Annotated in this window: 18 protein-coding genes, 1 tRNA gene and 1 pseudogene; 10 read left to right on the forward strand and 10 right to left on the reverse strand. The window is 64.4% G+C overall.

The annotated features are described in order from the left end of the window. A pseudogene (locus JOZ76_RS01860) lies at positions 1-223 on the forward strand (Spy/CpxP family protein refolding chaperone); the annotation flags it as partial. A gap of 631 nt (positions 224-854) precedes the next feature. Here JOZ76_RS01860 and JOZ76_RS01865 read toward each other — a convergent pair. Next, complete coding sequence (locus JOZ76_RS01865; RefSeq protein WP_291696932.1) at positions 855-1,004, reverse strand: hypothetical protein; 150 nt, start codon at positions 1,002-1,004, stop codon at positions 855-857. A 380-nt stretch (positions 1,005-1,384) separates the two neighbouring features. Here JOZ76_RS01865 and JOZ76_RS01870 point away from each other — a divergent pair, with 380 nt between their 5' ends. Continuing rightward, the gene (locus JOZ76_RS01870; RefSeq protein ID WP_291696933.1) at positions 1,385-1,813 is read left to right on the forward strand and encodes a hypothetical protein; all 429 of its coding nucleotides are present in this window, start codon (positions 1,385-1,387) and stop codon (positions 1,811-1,813) included. Between the two features lie 86 nt (positions 1,814-1,899). Here JOZ76_RS01870 and JOZ76_RS01875 read toward each other — a convergent pair whose 3' ends face one another. Both JOZ76_RS01875 and JOZ76_RS01880 read right to left on the reverse strand, forming a co-directional pair. Then, positions 1,900-2,103: a hypothetical protein gene (locus JOZ76_RS01875; RefSeq protein ID WP_291696934.1), complete on the reverse strand. Its 204-nt coding sequence runs from the start codon at positions 2,101-2,103 to the stop codon at positions 1,900-1,902. A 152-nt stretch (positions 2,104-2,255) separates the two neighbouring features. Continuing rightward, positions 2,256-3,872, reverse strand: a complete 1,617-nt coding sequence (locus tag JOZ76_RS01880; protein ID WP_291696935.1) for a rhodanese-like domain-containing protein — start codon at positions 3,870-3,872, stop codon at positions 2,256-2,258. Positions 3,873-4,278: 406 nt separating this feature from the next. Between JOZ76_RS01880 and JOZ76_RS01885 the strand changes: the two genes are divergently transcribed. Next, complete coding sequence (locus JOZ76_RS01885; protein WP_291696936.1) at positions 4,279-4,482, forward strand: hypothetical protein; 204 nt, start codon at positions 4,279-4,281, stop codon at positions 4,480-4,482. Positions 4,483-4,563: 81 nt separating this feature from the next. Beyond that, the gene (locus JOZ76_RS01890) at positions 4,564-5,022 is read left to right on the forward strand and encodes a hypothetical protein (RefSeq protein ID WP_291696937.1); all 459 of its coding nucleotides are present in this window, start codon (positions 4,564-4,566) and stop codon (positions 5,020-5,022) included. A gap of 13 nt (positions 5,023-5,035) precedes the next feature. Here JOZ76_RS01890 and JOZ76_RS01895 read toward each other — a convergent pair whose 3' ends face one another. Continuing rightward, positions 5,036-5,824 carry an alpha/beta fold hydrolase gene (locus JOZ76_RS01895; RefSeq protein WP_291696938.1) on the reverse strand — a complete coding sequence of 263 codons (789 nt, stop codon included), beginning with the start codon at positions 5,822-5,824 and terminating at the stop codon, positions 5,036-5,038. 3 nt (positions 5,825-5,827) lie between these two features. After that, the gene (locus JOZ76_RS01900; protein WP_291696939.1) at positions 5,828-7,123 is read right to left on the reverse strand and encodes an O-acetylhomoserine aminocarboxypropyltransferase; all 1,296 of its coding nucleotides are present in this window, start codon (positions 7,121-7,123) and stop codon (positions 5,828-5,830) included. A gap of 231 nt (positions 7,124-7,354) precedes the next feature. Between JOZ76_RS01900 and JOZ76_RS01905 the strand changes: the two genes are divergently transcribed. The 3 genes from JOZ76_RS01905 to JOZ76_RS01915 all read left to right on the forward strand — a co-directional run bounded on the left by JOZ76_RS01905 (position 7,355) and on the right by JOZ76_RS01915 (position 9,655). Next, on the forward strand, positions 7,355-8,827 hold the full coding sequence (locus JOZ76_RS01905) for a putative sulfate exporter family transporter (RefSeq protein WP_291696940.1): 1,473 nt from the start codon (positions 7,355-7,357) through the stop codon (positions 8,825-8,827). A 44-nt stretch (positions 8,828-8,871) separates the two neighbouring features. After that, positions 8,872-9,027: a hypothetical protein gene (locus JOZ76_RS01910; RefSeq protein ID WP_291696941.1), complete on the forward strand. Its 156-nt coding sequence runs from the start codon at positions 8,872-8,874 to the stop codon at positions 9,025-9,027. A gap of 109 nt (positions 9,028-9,136) precedes the next feature. Further along, positions 9,137-9,655 carry a DUF1236 domain-containing protein gene (locus JOZ76_RS01915; RefSeq protein WP_291696942.1) on the forward strand — a complete coding sequence of 173 codons (519 nt, stop codon included), beginning with the start codon at positions 9,137-9,139 and terminating at the stop codon, positions 9,653-9,655. Positions 9,656-9,898: 243 nt separating this feature from the next. Here the strand turns inward: JOZ76_RS01915 and JOZ76_RS01920 are convergent, their stop codons facing one another. The 5 genes from JOZ76_RS01920 to JOZ76_RS01940 form a co-directional block, all read right to left on the reverse strand. Next, positions 9,899-10,417: a hypothetical protein gene (locus JOZ76_RS01920; RefSeq protein ID WP_291696943.1), complete on the reverse strand. Its 519-nt coding sequence runs from the start codon at positions 10,415-10,417 to the stop codon at positions 9,899-9,901. 29 nt (positions 10,418-10,446) lie between these two features. Beyond that, the gene (locus JOZ76_RS01925; protein WP_291696944.1) at positions 10,447-10,767 is read right to left on the reverse strand and encodes a hypothetical protein; all 321 of its coding nucleotides are present in this window, start codon (positions 10,765-10,767) and stop codon (positions 10,447-10,449) included. A 127-nt stretch (positions 10,768-10,894) separates the two neighbouring features. Beyond that, positions 10,895-10,984, reverse strand: a tRNA-Ser gene (locus JOZ76_RS01930). A gap of 103 nt (positions 10,985-11,087) precedes the next feature. After that, positions 11,088-11,447 carry a hypothetical protein gene (locus tag JOZ76_RS01935; RefSeq protein WP_291696945.1) on the reverse strand — a complete coding sequence of 120 codons (360 nt, stop codon included), beginning with the start codon at positions 11,445-11,447 and terminating at the stop codon, positions 11,088-11,090. A gap of 707 nt (positions 11,448-12,154) precedes the next feature. After that, positions 12,155-12,904, reverse strand: coding sequence for a hypothetical protein (locus JOZ76_RS01940; protein WP_291696946.1), 750 nt, complete (start codon positions 12,902-12,904; stop codon positions 12,155-12,157). A 665-nt stretch (positions 12,905-13,569) separates the two neighbouring features. Between JOZ76_RS01940 and JOZ76_RS01945 the strand changes: the two genes are divergently transcribed. The 3 genes from JOZ76_RS01945 to JOZ76_RS01955 all read left to right on the forward strand — a co-directional run bounded on the left by JOZ76_RS01945 (position 13,570) and on the right by JOZ76_RS01955 (position 16,563). Next, positions 13,570-13,815, forward strand: a complete 246-nt coding sequence (locus JOZ76_RS01945; protein ID WP_291696947.1) for a hypothetical protein — start codon at positions 13,570-13,572, stop codon at positions 13,813-13,815. A 455-nt stretch (positions 13,816-14,270) separates the two neighbouring features. After that, on the forward strand, positions 14,271-15,734 hold the full coding sequence (locus tag JOZ76_RS01950; RefSeq protein ID WP_291696948.1) for a hypothetical protein: 1,464 nt from the start codon (positions 14,271-14,273) through the stop codon (positions 15,732-15,734). Further along, on the forward strand, positions 15,727-16,563 hold the full coding sequence (locus JOZ76_RS01955; protein WP_291696949.1) for a hypothetical protein: 837 nt from the start codon (positions 15,727-15,729) through the stop codon (positions 16,561-16,563). The genes JOZ76_RS01950 and JOZ76_RS01955 overlap by 8 nt, the downstream gene beginning before the upstream one ends.

Here is a 16,563-nt window from a genome sequence, read left to right on the forward strand (position 1 = left end):
CGCCGAGCGCCTCAATCTGCGCCTCGCCCGCGCCAAGCGCGATCCGCCCGACGACATCATCGAGCAGATGCGCAACGAGGCGCAATTCTTGATCGATCGCGCCGCCGACCAGCGCAATGTCGCCGACGCGGCCGAGCCGCTGTTTGCAAGCCTCGACGACAAGCAGAAGGAGATTTTTATCGAGGAGATGGTGCGCCTCAGCCACGAGCGCGGGCTGGACTAGGACCTCGGCTCACGGCCGCGATTTCGCCGCGAGCGGCTTGCTGCACGGTCACTGTTTGGCGGCGACAGGCGTTTGGCTGCGGCTTTCGGTCGTCCGACCCTGTCTATCCGCCGCTGTGATGCGCAATGTCGGCTGGTTGTTGCGGCCCACGAATAGCCGGGCACACGTGCCCTGGGGTAGGTGGGAAGGCGCGGCACCCGGCTATCCTGCCGCAGCGGCGCGGCTCTCTAGATCGCCACACAATGTTGAAAAAAGGCTGGCCGATTCCCGCCATGGTGATGGCCGGGTCAGGGCCTTGTCGCGAAGCCCTCATGCAACCTTAGGGCGGCAGTCGCGGCGCTCGGCCGGCTGCTTCCTGCGCAGCGGATGAGCGCTGCCGGTGCTTCGCGCTGCTTCGGCACGTCAGGCTGGTTCAATCGTTTGCGCGCCGGCTCGCCCGCTCAGCGCTCCCTGAGCCGTGCAAGCCTTGCCTCAAGCTCCTCGAAGCAGATTGCGCCCTTCACCCGCATTCCGTTGATTGAAGAATGTCGGTGTGGCATCGACCTTCAGCCTGTCATGACCGGACGAAAAGCCGGCCGCTCAAAGGCTGAGCGGACCGGCCTTGGATAAATTCGCACAATCCAATGCCTCGTCAGACCCAGTCAGGTGCGAGATTGACCCCGTAGGTCAGCAAGCCGAACGAAACGATCAAGCCGCAACAGCAAAACAGCGCGATCGCCGTGAGCGATCGGTCGCGGGTGGTGACCGTCCGGTAGGCCGAAACGAGTGAAATCGTAGTCATGGGTAATCACTCCGTTGCTCCGCCCCCAGCGGCTCATAAGCTTTAGGCCCAAGAGATTGACGAGCACTTGTAACGCGCGAGTAGCGTGGAGGTATTATTGTAGGCGTCGCGATAGCGCGCGCTTTCGGTCGATGATGACCTTCAGGCGGTGAGAGACCATGGTTTGCGTCTGGCTATCGTTACGCAGGAAGGACACGTCATGCGTGCAGCAAATCCCGTCCGCGGGCAGGAAGATGTTTGCGACCTGTCGATCCCCAGGGAATGGAGCAGCCGCTGCCGTGAGCGTGCATGCGCTTTCGCTGCACCGATAGCAGGTGACGGACCGGCGCTCGCTGGTTTAGCGTCGTGTCTGCGTAGAAACTTGGTTGAGAGGGGAGGCCATGAGACTCTTTCCAGTACTCGTTCTGGGGATTTCGATCGTACTGGCGGCGTGCAGCCGCGATCCCGGTCCGAAAGGTGAGCAGGGACCCCCGGGCCCGGCGGGCGCACAAGGCGCCGCCGGGCCCCCCGGGCCAGCAGGACCGCAGGGGGTGGCCGGCGCGAAAGGCGACAAGGGGGACAGGGGAGATAAGGGCGATAAGGGTGACAAGGGAGATAAGGGCGACAGGGGCGAGCAGGGCGACCGCGGCGAAAAGGGCGACAGGGGCGACGGCGGCGGCTCCAATATTCGCCTCGTTCAATCCTACGATGCGTTGAGCTGCGAGACGAATGAGACGCTGGTGTCGGTGTTCTGCCCGAGCGGCGGGGCGGCTGACGGCGCCAAGTGCCCATCGACGCCAGCCATCGGGCTGTGCATGCGTAAGCCCTAACGGCAGCTATCCCTGAATTGGATCGAAGCGGCGGCCCCATCTCGGCGGCCGCCGTTTTTTTCTCGGCCGCAGGTCAAAGGATGCGTTCAGCGCCGCGAGCCGGCCACGACCCTGGCCACCGTCATCGCGGTCAACGCCTCGCGCTCGGCGGCACGCTGGGCCGCCAGGCGGTCCATCGCGCGCTCCTCGATCAGCAACTCAATCAAAGCCAGCCGTTTCGGCTCGTCGACCGCTTCCGCCAGCAGGCGTTTGTAGCGGGCATAGTCGAATCCAAGGTCCTGATGACGCATGTCGTGCCCCCGCACCCACACGTGTTCTGAAAGGTAATATCTTCTGCAACTTGCGCTGGCGCGCAATGGGCCATTCGGATCACAGCCGCCTTGTCCCCAGCTTAGGCGCGATGCCCGCGTCAATCACCGCGGGATCGAGATCGGACCGGCGCCTAGACCACGTGAAAATTGCAAATGGAGTCATTGGCGAGCTGCGCCACCAGATGCAGCTCCCAGTCGATATAGGCCTGCATCGCGGCCGCCGCATTGTCCGTCCCCTCGTAGGGGCGCTTGTAGACATCGTCGGCCCCGGAGATCAGCGAATGACCATCGACCTCCAGTGCAAGGCCGGCCGCGGCCCAGGCGCGCGTTCCGCCCTCGAGGACGCGGACCTCGCGGCGCGTCGCCGCCTTGGCGTCGCCGAGGGCGAACAGCGCCTCGGCACCATCCCGGCTCGTCAGCACGATCGGGCCCTCTCCTGGCAGCCGTGCCAGGTCGCCCGCGAAACGTGAGGCCAGCACAAAGTGGGCGCCCGGGATGTGGCCGGCGAGATAGGCCGGGCTGCGCCCGAGGTCGACGACGGTCCAAGCCTCGCGGTCGGCCGCGAGAGTGGCAGCGTCGAGGACCGCCGTGCCGGGGTCGGGAAGGTCCGGGCGCCGCGAGGCGCGATGGCCTGTTTCGACGGGGTCGACCACGTCAGGTCCGACCACGGCGGCATCCCAGCCCATCTGCTTCAGCCAGGACGCGGCCATCCGCGCCCGCACGCCGTCATCGTCGAACAGCACGAGGCGCGCGCCGCGCACCGCGACCCATTCGTCCGTCGCCTGCACCAGCTGGCCGCCGGGGGCGGAGACGAATCCATCGCCGTGTCCGGCCTCGTACTCCTCCGGCGTGCGGACATCGAGCCGGTACAGCGTGCGCTGATCCACCTCCCAGCAAAAGCGATGATAGGTTTCACGGTCGAGCAGGGCGACGCCGGTGCGCGTGGCCCAGGCCTCTGCGTCGGCCAGCACTGAAGGATCGACGATGTCCTTGCGCAGAAAGCGGTCCGTGCGGCCGCGCTCGACCGCAAAGCCCGCGAGCGTCCAGCCGATCGTGCCATTGCGCAGCGCAAAAATCCGGTTGGGCAAGCCGGCGTTGATCAGTGACTGCGCGCCGATGATGCTGCGCGTCCGGCCGGCGCAGTTGACGATGATGGTGGTCGCCGCTGACGGCGCGATGTCGCGGGCGCGCAGGGCAAGCTCGCCGCCCGGCACGCTGACGCCGCGCGGAATGCTCATCGTGCGATATTCCTCGAAACGCCGCGCGTCGAGCACCACGAGGTCGCGTTCGTTCTCGATCAGCGACTTGGCTTCGCTGGCGGAGACCGAAGGCGTGTGGCGGATCGCCTCGACCAGTTCGCCGAACGCCTTGCTCGGGACGTTGACGTCGCGAAACACTTCGCCGACGCGGGCATAGGCGGCCAGCCCGCCGTCGAGGATCGCGACGTCGGAGTAGCCGAGCGCGGTCATGCGGGCCGCCGCGCGTGTCGCAAGACCTTCGCCATCGTCGTAGACGACAACAGGCGCCGTCAGGCGCGGGACGAGGTCGAGGCTACGCAGCTCGATCTGCGAGAGCGGCAGCGACACCGCGAAGAAAGGATGGGCCTGCGCAAACGCACCTTCCTCACGGACATCGAGCAGCGCGACCTCCGCGCCGCTCCGCCAGGCATGACGCAGGGCCTCTGGCGTGACGCGCGGCCATGCGGCGCCGCCTTGGCACGCGGAGCCTGAGACTGGAAGAGGCTTCATCGAAAAATCCTGCGAAGCAGCGGTGCACGTCTGTTGCACTTGCGATACGACGTCGCAGATTCCTTGGCTAGGCCCCAATGCAGGATCGGCGGCGGCATCCCGCAATCACTTCGTTTTTCATCGCCATTGCAACGCAAAACGAACCGCCTGTTCCCCGCGACAACTTTGCACGGCCATTTCATTGACGGAACGAAACCGGCATTCGATAGTTGAGCCGGGCACGCGTCGGAGGGACCCCGCGGATGAGAACGAACAGGCAGGTTGCGGCAGATGTGCACAGGCACGCCGTATATCGCTGTTTCTCCGCGGCCACCGGCCCCTGTTGCTGATCGAGCGCATCGCCAATTCAATCAAGCCCTGCATCGAGATCAGATGGGAGCGCCGCGTTTGCGGCGAACGAACAGTCATGTCCAACGCCTATATCATCGAAATCCAGGATCGCGCCGCGGGGATCGTCACCCGCGACAAGCGCGGCTTCAGCTTCTTTTCGTCCGAACGCGCATTCGACAGTCTCGAAGGCCGCGTCTTCCGTACGGTCCGCGAAGCCGAGCGCGCGGCGCAGGCGCTCGTGAGGGCCGATGCCGGTGGCGGGCGTGCGCGGCTGCGATAGCCGAGCGCGGAAGAATGCAACGAATGACAGCTCTCCAGGTTGGAAGTGATGTTCTGGTGTTTACTAATGGAGAGTAAGCTCATGGATCAAAGTAAAGTTGTTGCAGCGCTTCTAATGGCCGGTGCGGTCGCGCTCGGTGCACCCGCAAACGCCGCACCCCTTACTCCAATGTCCGCGGCGGCCAAGCCCCAGGCGACGTCGACCGACGTGGTGCAGGCGCGGTTCGGCGGATGGGGCGGCGGTTGGCACGGCGGCGGATGGGGCCGCGGCTGGCATGGCGGCGGATGGGGTTGGGGCCTCGGTGCGGCCCTCGCAGGTGCAGCGATCGGTGCTGCCGTCACGGCCCCTTATTGGGGTGGCTACGATCCCTATTATTACGACACCGGCTATCCGGCCTATGGGTACGGTTACGGCTACCCGGCCTATACCTACAGCTACGCCGCCGTACCGGCCGTCACCGTCGTGCGACCCGCTTGGCGCCGCCATTACGGCTGGTACCACCGACCTTACTGGCGCCGCAGCTTCGCTTGGGGCTGGTAGCCGTCAGCGGCGTTCAGGCCTTGGCGGTGAGCGCTGCCAGCAGTTCGTCGGGGCGCTCGGTCATCAGCATGTGACCGGCGCCCGGCAGCACGACGGTACGGGCATGCGGGATCGCTGACGCTAGCGCGTTGCCGGCTTTCGCCGGTGTCATCATGTCCCTTTCGCCGAGAACGAGCGTAGTCGGAACATTAACGCTGGCGGCGGCGGACAGCGCATCGGCGTAGGCGTTGCAGGCCGAGAGGTCTGAAAAAAGCACTCCGGGCGCGCAGCGCTGCAGCGTCCTTTGCGCGCCGCCATGCATCCACAGGCCGGGCGCGAGGCATCCGCCCAGCTCGGCGCGAAAGCCGAGCCCCCAGATCGAGACCATGTCGATCGCGGCCTCTCCATCCGCTTCGGCGGCTTTCAACAGATCGGGGCCGACGGTCATGGTCGCGGCGGTTCCGATCAGGCTCAGCGCCGTGAGGCGGTCGGGATAGCGTGCGGCCGCATCGAGCGCGATCAGCGAACCCATGGAATGGCCGATCAGATGCGCCCTTGGCACGCCCGCGGCGTCGAGCAGGGCGATGGTCCAGTCCGCCATTTCGCCGATGCTGCGCAAAGCCGGGCCTGGCGACCAGCCGTGGCCGGGAAGGTCCGGCGCCAGCACCGCAAAACCATGATGGGCGAACCAGCGGCTGTGCAGGGCCCAGGTGGTGCGATCGAAGCCGGCGCCGTGCAGCAGCACGACGGCGGGCAGCGCTGGATCGAAATCGCGGCCGCCGGTCGCAACGAACGCCTCGTGCGCGTTGATCGTGAGCTTCATGGATCAGCCCTTTTGCGAGGCGCGCAGCGCCTGTCCGAGATCGTCCGTGATGTCCTGTGCGGACTCGATGCCGACCGACAGCCGCACCAGCTCTTCGCCGATGCCGGCGGCCTCGAGCTGGGCCGCGTCCATCTGCTGGTGCGTGGTGCTCGCGGGATGGATCACCAGCGTCTTGGCGTCGCCGACATTGGCCAGGTGGCTGATCAGCTTGAGCGCCTCGATGAACTTGCGCCCCGCAGCACGTCCACCCTTGATGCCGAAGGAGACGATCGATCCGGCGCCGCGCGGCAGCAGCTTTTTGGCAAGCTGATGATCGTGATGATCCTCCAGCGCGGGATGCAGCACCCACGCGACCGCCTTGTTGCCTTTCAGGAAGTCGAGCACCGCATACGTATTTTGCATGTGGCGCTCCATGCGCACGGGAAGCGTCTCGATGCCCTGCAAGAGCTGGAAGGCATTGGTCGGCGACAGGCAGGCGCCGAAATCGCGCAGGCCCTCGGTGCGGGCGCGCATGATGAAGGCCGCGGGTCCGAACTGCTCGTCGAAGACGATGCCGTGATAGCCGGCATAGGGCTCGGTCAGGACCGGGAATTTGCCCGACGCGCGCCAGTCGAAGCGGCCGCCGTCGATGATGGCGCCGCCGATCGCAATGCCATGGCCGCCGAGCCATTTGGTCGCCGAGTGCATGACGATATCGGCGCCGAGCGCGATCGGCTGGCTCAGATAGGGCGTTGCAAAGGTGTTGTCGATCAGGAGCGGCACGCCGGCGCCATGCGCGATGCGAGCGACTTCGGGGACGTCGAGCACTTCGAGCCCGGGATTGCCGATGGTCTCGGCAATCACAAGCTTCGTCCTCGGCGTGATCGCTGCGCGAAACGCATCGAGCTCGCGTGGCTTGACGAAACTCGTGGTGACGCCGAAGCGGGGCAGAGTGTGCGCCAGCAGGTTGATGGTGCCGCCATAGAGCGAGGCGGAGGCGACGATATGATCGCCGGCACCAAGCAGCGTTGCGATCGCAAGATGCATCGCGGCCATGCCGCTTGCGGTCGCGATCGCGCCGACGCCGCCCTCCAGCGCCGCCAGCCGTTCTTCGAGCACTGAAGTGGTCGGGTTGGAAATGCGCGTATAGATGTGCCCGGCACGCTCCAGGTTGAACAGCGCCGCGGCGTGGTCGGAATCCTGGAAGACGTAGGAGGTCGTCTGATAGATCGGCACCGCGCGGGCACCGGTTGAGGGATCGGGATGCTGGCCCGCATGCAGGCTCAGGGTTTCGAACGCGGGCGGTTTGGGCGCAGGCATAAGGGGCTCGCATGGCGTGAACGGGCGTCCTGTTCTGCCACAAAGGCGGACCGGCGTCAGCGCCTTGGCTGCCTCGAGAGAAACTTTCATCGGTCTCTTCGGGGCGTCAGCAGGTTCGTTCTCTCGTCCGCGCAAAGAAAAGAATTCTGTGAGATTGCCTGTTTTGTCCGTCGTGGTTTCATGGCGTCTCGAAGTTCGTCGCCTCGAGGCGCCGCACGCTGGGGACATCAGATGGCAGATATCGCATTGGCATCGGCCGGTGAGGCCGTATCGAAGGAAAGATTGAATGAGGACTGGCTCGCCGTCATCATCGGCGTTGCGGTCTTTGCCTTGGCGCTGTTCAGCCTCAGCGGCACCGACCTCCTCGGCTGGGCGGTGACCACCTCGGTCTATACCGACATCACGGCCGCGCTCGCGCCGATCGCCAAGGTCTATGGCGCGATCGGCGGCCTCGGTGCGCTGCTGGCCACCTATGTATCGCTGCTGGTCGTGCTGAGCGCCGGCGTCGTCGCGCTCGGCGCCGACGTCAAAAAGTTCGCTGCTGCCTTCACTGCGGTCTTCGCAATTGCCTATGCGAGCTGGATCATCGGCAGCTACGCCCATATCGCCGCGGTCACGCCGGCCGAATATCAGAAGTTCGGCATCGCCTGGGCGCTGAAACTGACCAACGAGGGCGGCTTCATCGTCGCGCTGGCGTCTGGGCTCGTCATCGCGAACTTCTTTCCGCGCCTTGCGGAGTGGCTGAAGGAGGCGATCCGCCCAGAACTCTACATCAAGATCGCGATCGTCATCCTCGGCGCCACGGTGGCGGTAACGGCCGCGGGCCGGCTCAATCTCGCCTCCGCGATCCTGCTGCGCGGCGCAGCCGCGATCGTCGAAGCCTATCTGATCTACTGGTCGGTGGTCTATTTCGTCGCCCGCAAATGGTTCGGCTTCAGCCGCGAGTGGTCGGTGCCGCTCGCCTCGGGCATCTCGATCTGCGGGGTCGCGGCGGCGATCGCAACCGGCGGCGCGATCCGCGCGCGGCCGGCGGTGCCGGTTCTGGTGTCGTCGCTGGTCGTGGTGTTCGCCGTGGTCGAAATCCTCATTTTGCCGTTTCTCGCGCAGACCTTTCTGTGGCAGGAGCCGCTGGTCGCCGGCGCCTGGATCGGTCTTGCCGTGAAGACCGACGGCGCGGCGGTCGCCGGCGGCGGCATCACGGAATCGCTGATCATGGCGAAGGCCGCGGCCGAAGGCATCAAATATCAGCCGGGCTGGATCCTGGCGACGACCGCCACCATAAAAGTGTTCATCGACATCTTCATCGGCATCTGGGCCTTCATCCTCGGCTACATCTGGACCAACCACATCGACCGCCGCGCCGACACCGCGAAACCATCCGAAATCTGGGAGCGGTTCCCGAAATTCATCCTCGGCTTCGTGCTGGTATTCGCCATCTCGCTGTTTCTCGCCACCGGCACCACGCCCGGCATCGCCAAGGCGTTGCCCTCGGCAGCCGGCGAGGCCAACGTGTTCCGGGTGATCTTCTTCATCCTGACCTTCTTCTCGATCGGCGTGCTGTCGGATTTCCGAAAGCTCTGGCAGGACGGATTTGGCAAGCTCGCCGCCGTCTATGTGGTCAGCCTGTTCGGCTTCGTGATCTGGGTCGGCCTGTTGATCTCCTGGCTGTTTTTTGGCGGCATCACGCCGCCGCTGGCGAGCTAGCGCATGATCCGGAAAAGTGGGCGCAAATAGGAGCGGACGTATCGATGTCGGTTTCGGATCTGAAGGAAGAGGCGCGCGCACGCGAGGTCGAGCCGCTGCTGCCGATCGAGAAAAAGCTGATTGGCTGGAGTTTTGGACTGGGCGTCGTGCTGCTCGTGATCCTGGTGGCGCTCAATCATTTTATTCCGGTGAAGTTCTGAGCGGATAGGAACCCCGGCCCGGCACGATCGTTGGCGCACCAAGACAGGAGATGCCATCGCCGTGCCCGCACCCGACCCACGCTTCGACCAGGGAACGCGAAAGCTTTTCGTGGCCGGCGGCGTCGTTGCGATCCTGCTGCTGGTGGGGGTGACCGTGTGGCCGCTCTTGACGCCAAACCCCGTCGGTACGCCGCCGGGCGGGGCCAATCCGGCAAAAAGTTCGGACACCAGTGTGGGCACGGTGGGATCCGGCATAACGCCCGCTCAAAGGGCGGGCGAGAGCCAGGTGGGCAAGAATGATCCCGCGGGCCAGGAGGACGCCTCCGGTGGCCGGGCGCGTGCCATCAAGCAGAGCTCAGGCCCGCTGGAACTCAATCCCCAGCAGCATCAGCAACTGCACGATATCATTTCGCATCAGGCGAACCCGCCACGGACGACACAAGCAGACTTCGAGTTGATGATCGGCGTGTCCGTGCCGCGGCAGGCCGAGTTGCAGGATCTTCCGCCCGAGATCGCGCAAGTGATGAACGGCTATTGGGGCGATCAGTATCTGCTCGTTCAGGACAAGATGGTCATCGTCGACCAGCATAGCCGGCGCATTGTGGCCATCGTCCCTAATGTCGCGTGAGGCAGCCGCAGCGTTTTCGCGCGTCGGTCGATGAGACAGAGGGCGGCCGACGCCGGATCCGGGTGACACGCGCCTCGCCTGTCGGTCAGCAGACGAACCCGATCGATCATGATCGCTTTGCCCGGCAGGTCGCCTCTCGGCGACGAGCGAACGACATCGTGGGTCTTGCAGAGGAAAGAGCTCCATGGAACGCATTCTCGTCCTGGCGGCTTTGCTTCTTGCCGGAGCCGAGGCGGCGCAAGCTCAGGTCAGTTCGGCACAAGTCAACGCGGCGACAGGCGCTGCCGTTACCGCTGCTCCGCCCATCGCATCCAACCCGTTTTCGTCCTCCAACCCGGGCGGCAACCTGCCGGGCGCGACCGGAGGCAATCCCGGCGGGATCAGGTTTTGTTCAACATCGACCGGGTCGTTCGTCTTGGGCGCACCCAATTGCGGTTTCGACCCGTTGAGTGTTCCGACGTCGGTGATTTCTTCGGGATCTGCAAGCGGCGCCCCGGCTTCGACGAGTGCCGGCGGCTCGTCCTCGACCGCGTCCCGAAGCGCCGCTTCCAATGCCAACGGCACAAACCAGGGCTCGACCGGCGCGACTTCGCAAGCTGGTAGCTCCGCCACGCTCTGTTCTTCGACGATACCCTTAATAGCGGGGACCTCGAGTCCAGGCGGCCTTTTTGGCGGATGCTGATGCAGGCCCAACATCCCGAGCCGGGCGCCGTTATCAGAACAACCGCGATGATGCGTCGACACCGCTGCTAAGGCATTCACGTCCGGACCCTGCGGTCGCGGCGACCGGATCATTCCAGGCGGCGAAGCACTTCCTTCTGCATCATCCTGCGAAACTCGGCCATCCGCGCCGGCCGGTCCTTCTCGTCGATGTCGAACCGATAAAAGACATTGAAGCTTTCGAGGATGGGATGACGGTCGCTGGCCATCGCCAGGATCCGCAGCAGCTCGCCCGCCGGTCCGCTCGGCCCGCGAACCTCCCATTTGAGGATGGTTGCAACACCCTCGCCGGGCGGCAGGCCACAGAGCCTTGCCATATCGGCCGTGGTGAGGCTTCTGTCGATCGCTTCACCGAGATCGATGCGCAGCTGCTTGAGTTCAGGGCCCTTCATGCAGTCCTCTGATGGTCCGCTGTCAGACCGCGAAAGCGCAGACCATTTTGTGCTCGCACTCTGCTCGGTTCAGCACGGCTGCGAGTGCGGCGAAAGCATCATGAATTGTTTTGTAACCGGTTGCTACTGGCGGAAGGGGTGGGATTCGAACCCACGGTACCCTTGCGGGCACGCCGGTTTTCAAGACCGGTGCCTTAAACCACTCGGCCACCCTTCCTCGCTAGCAATTTCAATCGCTTATAGCAGGGCATGATCGAACGCAAGGCGAACGTGGTCGCAAGTTGATCCCAACCGCATGTGCGGCGGCCGACGCGATTCGTCTAACGACCTTGTCTCGGCCTGAGGCGGCTCGAAGCCTGGGCAGTCATCGGACCGGAGGCAGGTTCGGCCGGAGGCATCGGAGCGAACGCCTGCTTTTCGCAGCCATCGAGGATGACCGACATGCGCGCGCCCTTGTAGTCGTCATTGTCGAAGAAAACCGCATAAGTCCTGCGGATCGCGGAAACCTTGTTGGCGCCACGCACACAGAGAACGTAACGTCCAGGTCCGAGTGGTGGATCGGCTTCTCTGACCTCGGAACGCTCGATCAAGCCGACCAACGCTTCTTCTTCGGCGGCCTGGCGGGCTCCCGCAAGTGCCGTCGCCGGAGATGGCGCGGAAGGAGGCACATACTGAGTCATGGGAACGTCAGGGGTGCAACTCGCCAACGATGCTGCGCTCATGATGGCCGCGAGCGACCAATCTTTCGTCATCGGGTGATCCGACAATGACCACGGGCTTCTTCCGCAGCTTCGATGTCAGCCCGCATCGTCTTTGTGATGGCAACTTTCGGCCGACAAATAGCGGTTCATCTGATGATTCTGTGCTTGTTGGCGCCAGTGCTGCGGCGTCGGCAGTCATGACGCGAAGAGAAGACTGGACGCTCCGTTCGTCGCTCGCGCGATTTGGCGAGTGTCCGTAACTGGTTCCTTCTTGCAATCTCCGATCCGCGCACCCCATCGCCATCGGGATCGACTGCGATCGCTTCAGCCACGCGCACAGTCCAGTGCCGGCGACCTGGCGCGGCCCCGGCACCGGTTCTGCGGGTCATCCCTTGCTGCGTGGCAGGATGAGGTCGAGGATGGCAACGACCGTCAGCGTCACCAGCGCGACGAAGACGAACCCTTCGGCCTGCGCAATGTTTTCCAGCGGCATCCCTTGCTCCCCATGGCAAGGTCATACCGTTGCCGCCTTAAGAAGAGGACGCCATCGCAGGCTGAATTTGATCGATCCTTACTGGCGAATTGCTTTCGTATTGAAGATGTCAGGCGATTGCCGGGGCCTTTTTCGTTTCGTTTCGATTCAATCGGAACGGGAAACTCTCGCCCGCCGCAAGCCTCCAAAACGGTCACGCGCGCCGTCCGACCAGCAGCAGAATGCCGCCGATCTGCGGCAAGAGCGCCAGCAGCACCAGGCGCAGCATCGCAAAATCATTGCTGGTCGGCTGCAGCACGCCGCGGCTGACCCAGGCGACGACGCGGATCGCCGCGTCGGTCTGAGGATCGGCGGTCTGCTCGACCGTATGCATGGCCGTATCAACCGCCTGCCGCCGCTCGGCGACCGCCGCCTCGCGCTCCCGGCAGAATTTTCCGACGCCGCCCTTGCACTCCCGGTCGCGCGCGGCCATGGCATCGCCCAGGGCAGCCTGCGCGACCGCCACCGCCGGGGTCGTGCGTGAGCCGCGCGCCAGCGTGGTGTCGCTGATATTGGTGCTCGCAAACCCGATCCCTGCTGTCAGCGCGAACACGAAGGTCATCACCCATACCGCCCAGCCGACCAGCGCCGTGGCCCGATGTCCCGCGTGCCAGAGCCCGGCTGCACAGGCCGGCATGACCAGGGCGACCACGTCAGCGGCAACGCCGACCGCCAGAAACAGCCAACCCGCCACGTCGCTCGATCCGAGCGAGCGCGCAAACCAGCCATTCATGGTGATGCCGACGCCGGCGAGCGCGAGGGCCGCGATCGACAGCAGGACCGGCGCGAATAATTGGCGCCGCGGCGAGGGCCGGGAGGGCTTGGAGATCGGTTCGAGCGCCTGCACCATGGCCGGCTGAGGCGGCGCGACGATGGGTTCGGCAGCAACCAGATCGGTCGGCAAGAACTCTGTCGGTATCAGCGTTTCGGACGCGGGCGCGTCGTCATCCGGGGGCGGGGCAGCGGCCTTTGGCTTGCGCGGTTTGCGCGGCTGGCGAGGCTTGCCACGCTGGGCACTTGTCCTGGCCTTCTTCTTCGGCGGGACTTGATGGAGAGGAATAACGGAGGCAGTAGTGTCTTCAGCCATTGGAACCGGTCCTGTCGGTGACGGTGGTCAGGTGCGGCGGCGCGTTGCAAGCGCGCCGTCGCGCCGAGTTTTTCGAAATGATCGTCGAATCCTGATTTGCTCCACGCCGACCGGCTTAGCGCGCAACGCTTTGTCAGCGCCATGGTGAGCCGAGCGAATCACCTAACTTATCAAGACAAAAAGGCGCTGAGAGGAATTATCGCGAGACGCAGCTGTTTTCTCGGGAGTGTGCCGTCACGACCACTGCCATCATCGCGATGCGAGCGGCTGCATGTGACGGCTGCTCTGCCGACGAATCGGACGAGGTGACCAAACCTCCACGTCCATCGTGAGCGGACGAATCGCGGCGGTCGATCACGCTGCCGCGCCGATCGCGACATTCGCAATCCCGCCGATGTGAGCGATCGTGAAGGCGCGGCCCGTTGGGACGGCCTGATCTTCTTCTTAACTGAACCCGCGTCGCATCGAAGGGAGAAAATATCATGCGCACCATTTTGGCCTCGGGCCTTTCGTTGGGCCTTCTGCTCTCGCTGTCGGTCGCTGCCAACGCGGCAACGACGCATCACCACCGGCGTCACGCCGCGGTCCATTCCAGCCAGGGTGTGATCGTGGATACCGTGCCGGGCTATGCCTACGCCCCGGAGGAGACGCCGCGCGTCTACCAGCCGGCCCCGTATTCCGACCAGCCGTCACCGTATGACAACCGTTTCCCGAACTGGGGCGGCTAACAGACATGACGCCAAGCCCTGGTGATCACTCCCGGGGCTTGGCCGCGCACACAGCTTGCGAGCCGAGCCGGTGATTCGCAAGTCCGGGCCCGGTGGGTCAATGCACCTGTGTCTTTTGACCTGATCCGTTACCGCACATCGCATGCGCCAAGATCGAATTTCGTGAACCGTGTCAACGGCGTTTCCTCCGTCCCAGCTTGCCGCGAAAGACAGTTTTATTCCGTTTTTCAGAATGTTGTGATTTTCTCTCGCCATGGACAGCCGGCCGCGCCCCTTCCATGAGCAGCCTCGACGACGGCTCGATAGAGACAGGGCCATAGGCTGAAGTTTCCGTGAACAGCTGCAAAAAACGCTTTGTAAAACAGCCGTTTCCGGGCATGTGCCGGTTGTAGCGAGGAGGCCGCGGGCCGGCTGCCCTGGCTTCGATCGCAGACCGAGACCATATCGAGATCCTCATGAGTGCGCCTGGAACCCGCTTGTCGCCGATTGCGCGTATCAGGGCGCTGCTGAACCAGCCGACGCACCATTACCGGCCGGCGACCACGGTCTTTCTCGACCTCAACGTCGACCGCGTCGCGGAGGAGCTGCAGCTTGCGGCACGCGGCGCCGAGCGCGGCTCGCAGGATCGTCCCGCCTCGGACGCCAAAACTCTCGACGAGGTCGAACAGCAGATCGTCGAGCGCATCGAGCAGCACAAGCAGGACAGCCACGGCATCTATCTCGACCACCTCCATACTTATGACGAGCGCGTCATGGCGCTGAGTTTCGAGGAGCGCTTTGCGACCATCCAGCAGGCCGCGCCCGAGGCGGTCGGCGATTTTCGCGCGGAAGCCACCGTCGGCCGGGACGAGCTGTTCGTGCTGCGGCGGAGGCTGAACGAATCCGAGACCGAGCGTGAGCGCTTTCGCGCCCGCCATCGCATCGACAGGCCGGCGCGCCTGTCGAGCCCCGGAAAGATCATCCTGAAGATCGGCGTGCTCGCCATCCTGTTCGTCATCGAGGTCGTGATCAACGGCAGCTTTCTGGCCAAGGCGAATGTCGGCGGCCTGCTCGGCGGCGCGGCCCAGGCGGTGACGTTTGCCGCGCTCAACATCATTGCCAGTTTTCTGTGCGGCATGGTGCTGGTGCGGCTGGTCAACCACCGCAACTATGTTCTCAAGCTGGTCGGCGTCATCGCGTTCCTGGCCTATCTCACCTTCGCCGTCGTGCTCAATCTCACCCTGTCGCATCTGCGCGAGATTCCGCCGGCGGTCAGCCTGTCCGACAATGTGGGTCAGGAGGTGCTGCATCGGCTGATGACGGCGCCCTACGCACTCACCGACATCAACTCATGGGTGTTCTTCTCGATCGGCGTGATCTTCTCCCTGATCGCGATGGCCGATGGCCTTCTGTTTTCCGATCCCTATGTCGGCTATGCCGGGCTGGAGCGGCGCTGGATCGAGGCGACCCGAAAATTTGCCAACGCGCGCAGCGAGCTGATCGAGCGCCTGCGCGATATCCGCGAGGACGCGACGGAAGCCATGAACGAGGCGGCGCGCGACCTCTCGGTCCGCCGCAGCGAATATGATGCGCTGCTGCAAGGCAGGGAGCGCCTGGCGCAGCGTTTCGCCCAGCACCAGAATCAGATCGAGCAGGCCGGCCGCGTTTTGCTCGAGATCTATCGCGAGGCCAACCGGAAGGCCCGCACGGCGCCGGCGCCCGACTACTTCGCCAAGGCTTTGACCATGGAGCGCATCGCCTATGCGGCGGCGCCGCCGAATGCGGATGCGCGTGACAATCCGAAAAAGATGATCGCCGAGACCCAGGAGCTGCTCAAGGAGCAGGTCAAGGCCATCCACGAAGCTTTCGATGGCGCGGTGCGCAGCTATCGCGAAATCGACGAGCTGTTGCCGGAGAAGCCGGAGAAGAAACGTGGCTAGGCGGCGCCCGCGGCAGCGCAAGGACGGTGGTCTCGGATGGGCGGGTTTCGGCGGCATCCTGCTGCTGCTGCTTGCGATCACGTCCGGCGGGGCGCTCGCCTATTTCTATCTGTCGACGCCGGCGCGCCCCGTGCTCGACGCGCAAAGCCTTTGCCCGGTGAATGGGCCGCAGGGCGTCACCGTGGTTCTGGTCGACACCTCGGATGATCTTCCCGAGACGACGCGGCGCGAGGTTCTGGGCGAGCTCGACGATTTGATCACGACGCTGCCGCCGCTCTACCGGCTCGACATCAGGGTGCTCGATATCGCGGGCGGACGCAGCCGCTCCTTGTTCTCGAAATGCAATCCAGGCGACGGCGCCTCTTTAAGCGAATGGACCGACAATCCGCGCATCGCGCGGCTGCGCTGGATCGAGGATTTTCGCAAGCCGGCGGTCGAGGCGGTGAAGCACAGCATCGCCGCCGCCAAGGCCACCAGCTCGCCGATCATGGCCGCAATCCAGGACATCGCGATCGACCAGTTTTCGAGCGCGGCCAGCCAAAGTGCCCGCAAGACGCTCTACGTCATTTCCGACATGATTGAACATACCCGGGACTACAGCCAATATTCCCGCGCCGGCGATCTGTCGTTCCAGCGCTACAAGCAGTCATCAGCCTATCTGAAATACCGGACCGATTTGCATGGCGCGACCGTCATCATCCGTTACGTGACCCGGCAGACCAACGGGCAGCCGCTGGTCGACGGGCCAAGGCACATCGAGTTCTGGAAGTCGTGGATCGAGGACAGCCGGGGTACGTTTGGCGGGGCCAAGCGGCTCCAGGGAGCATAA

Source organism: Bradyrhizobium sp., assembly GCF_019244115.1.
Lineage (GTDB): Bacteria > Pseudomonadota > Alphaproteobacteria > Rhizobiales > Xanthobacteraceae > Bradyrhizobium.

Excerpts from the sequence above, each read along its gene's own strand:
- JOZ76_RS01865 (WP_291696932.1), bottom strand. The coding sequence starts at position 1,004 with ATGACTACGATTTCACTCGTTTCGGCCTACCGGACGGTCACCACCCGC.
- JOZ76_RS01870 (WP_291696933.1), top strand. The coding sequence starts at position 1,385 with ATGAGACTCTTTCCAGTACTCGTTCTGGGGATTTCGATCGTACTGGCG.
- JOZ76_RS01875 (WP_291696934.1), bottom strand. The coding sequence starts at position 2,103 with ATGCGTCATCAGGACCTTGGATTCGACTATGCCCGCTACAAACGCCTG.
- JOZ76_RS01880 (WP_291696935.1), bottom strand. The coding sequence starts at position 3,872 with ATGAAGCCTCTTCCAGTCTCAGGCTCCGCGTGCCAAGGCGGCGCCGCA.
- JOZ76_RS01885 (WP_291696936.1), top strand. The coding sequence starts at position 4,279 with ATGTCCAACGCCTATATCATCGAAATCCAGGATCGCGCCGCGGGGATC.
- JOZ76_RS01890 (WP_291696937.1), top strand. The coding sequence starts at position 4,564 with ATGGATCAAAGTAAAGTTGTTGCAGCGCTTCTAATGGCCGGTGCGGTC.
- JOZ76_RS01895 (WP_291696938.1), bottom strand. The coding sequence starts at position 5,824 with ATGAAGCTCACGATCAACGCGCACGAGGCGTTCGTTGCGACCGGCGGC.
- JOZ76_RS01900 (WP_291696939.1), bottom strand. The coding sequence starts at position 7,123 with ATGCCTGCGCCCAAACCGCCCGCGTTCGAAACCCTGAGCCTGCATGCG.
- JOZ76_RS01905 (WP_291696940.1), top strand. The coding sequence starts at position 7,355 with ATGGCAGATATCGCATTGGCATCGGCCGGTGAGGCCGTATCGAAGGAA.
- JOZ76_RS01910 (WP_291696941.1), top strand. The coding sequence starts at position 8,872 with ATGTCGGTTTCGGATCTGAAGGAAGAGGCGCGCGCACGCGAGGTCGAG.
- JOZ76_RS01925 (WP_291696944.1), bottom strand. The coding sequence starts at position 10,767 with ATGAAGGGCCCTGAACTCAAGCAGCTGCGCATCGATCTCGGTGAAGCG.
- JOZ76_RS01935 (WP_291696945.1), bottom strand. The coding sequence starts at position 11,447 with ATGACTCAGTATGTGCCTCCTTCCGCGCCATCTCCGGCGACGGCACTT.
- JOZ76_RS01945 (WP_291696947.1), top strand. The coding sequence starts at position 13,570 with ATGCGCACCATTTTGGCCTCGGGCCTTTCGTTGGGCCTTCTGCTCTCG.
- JOZ76_RS01950 (WP_291696948.1), top strand. The coding sequence starts at position 14,271 with ATGAGTGCGCCTGGAACCCGCTTGTCGCCGATTGCGCGTATCAGGGCG.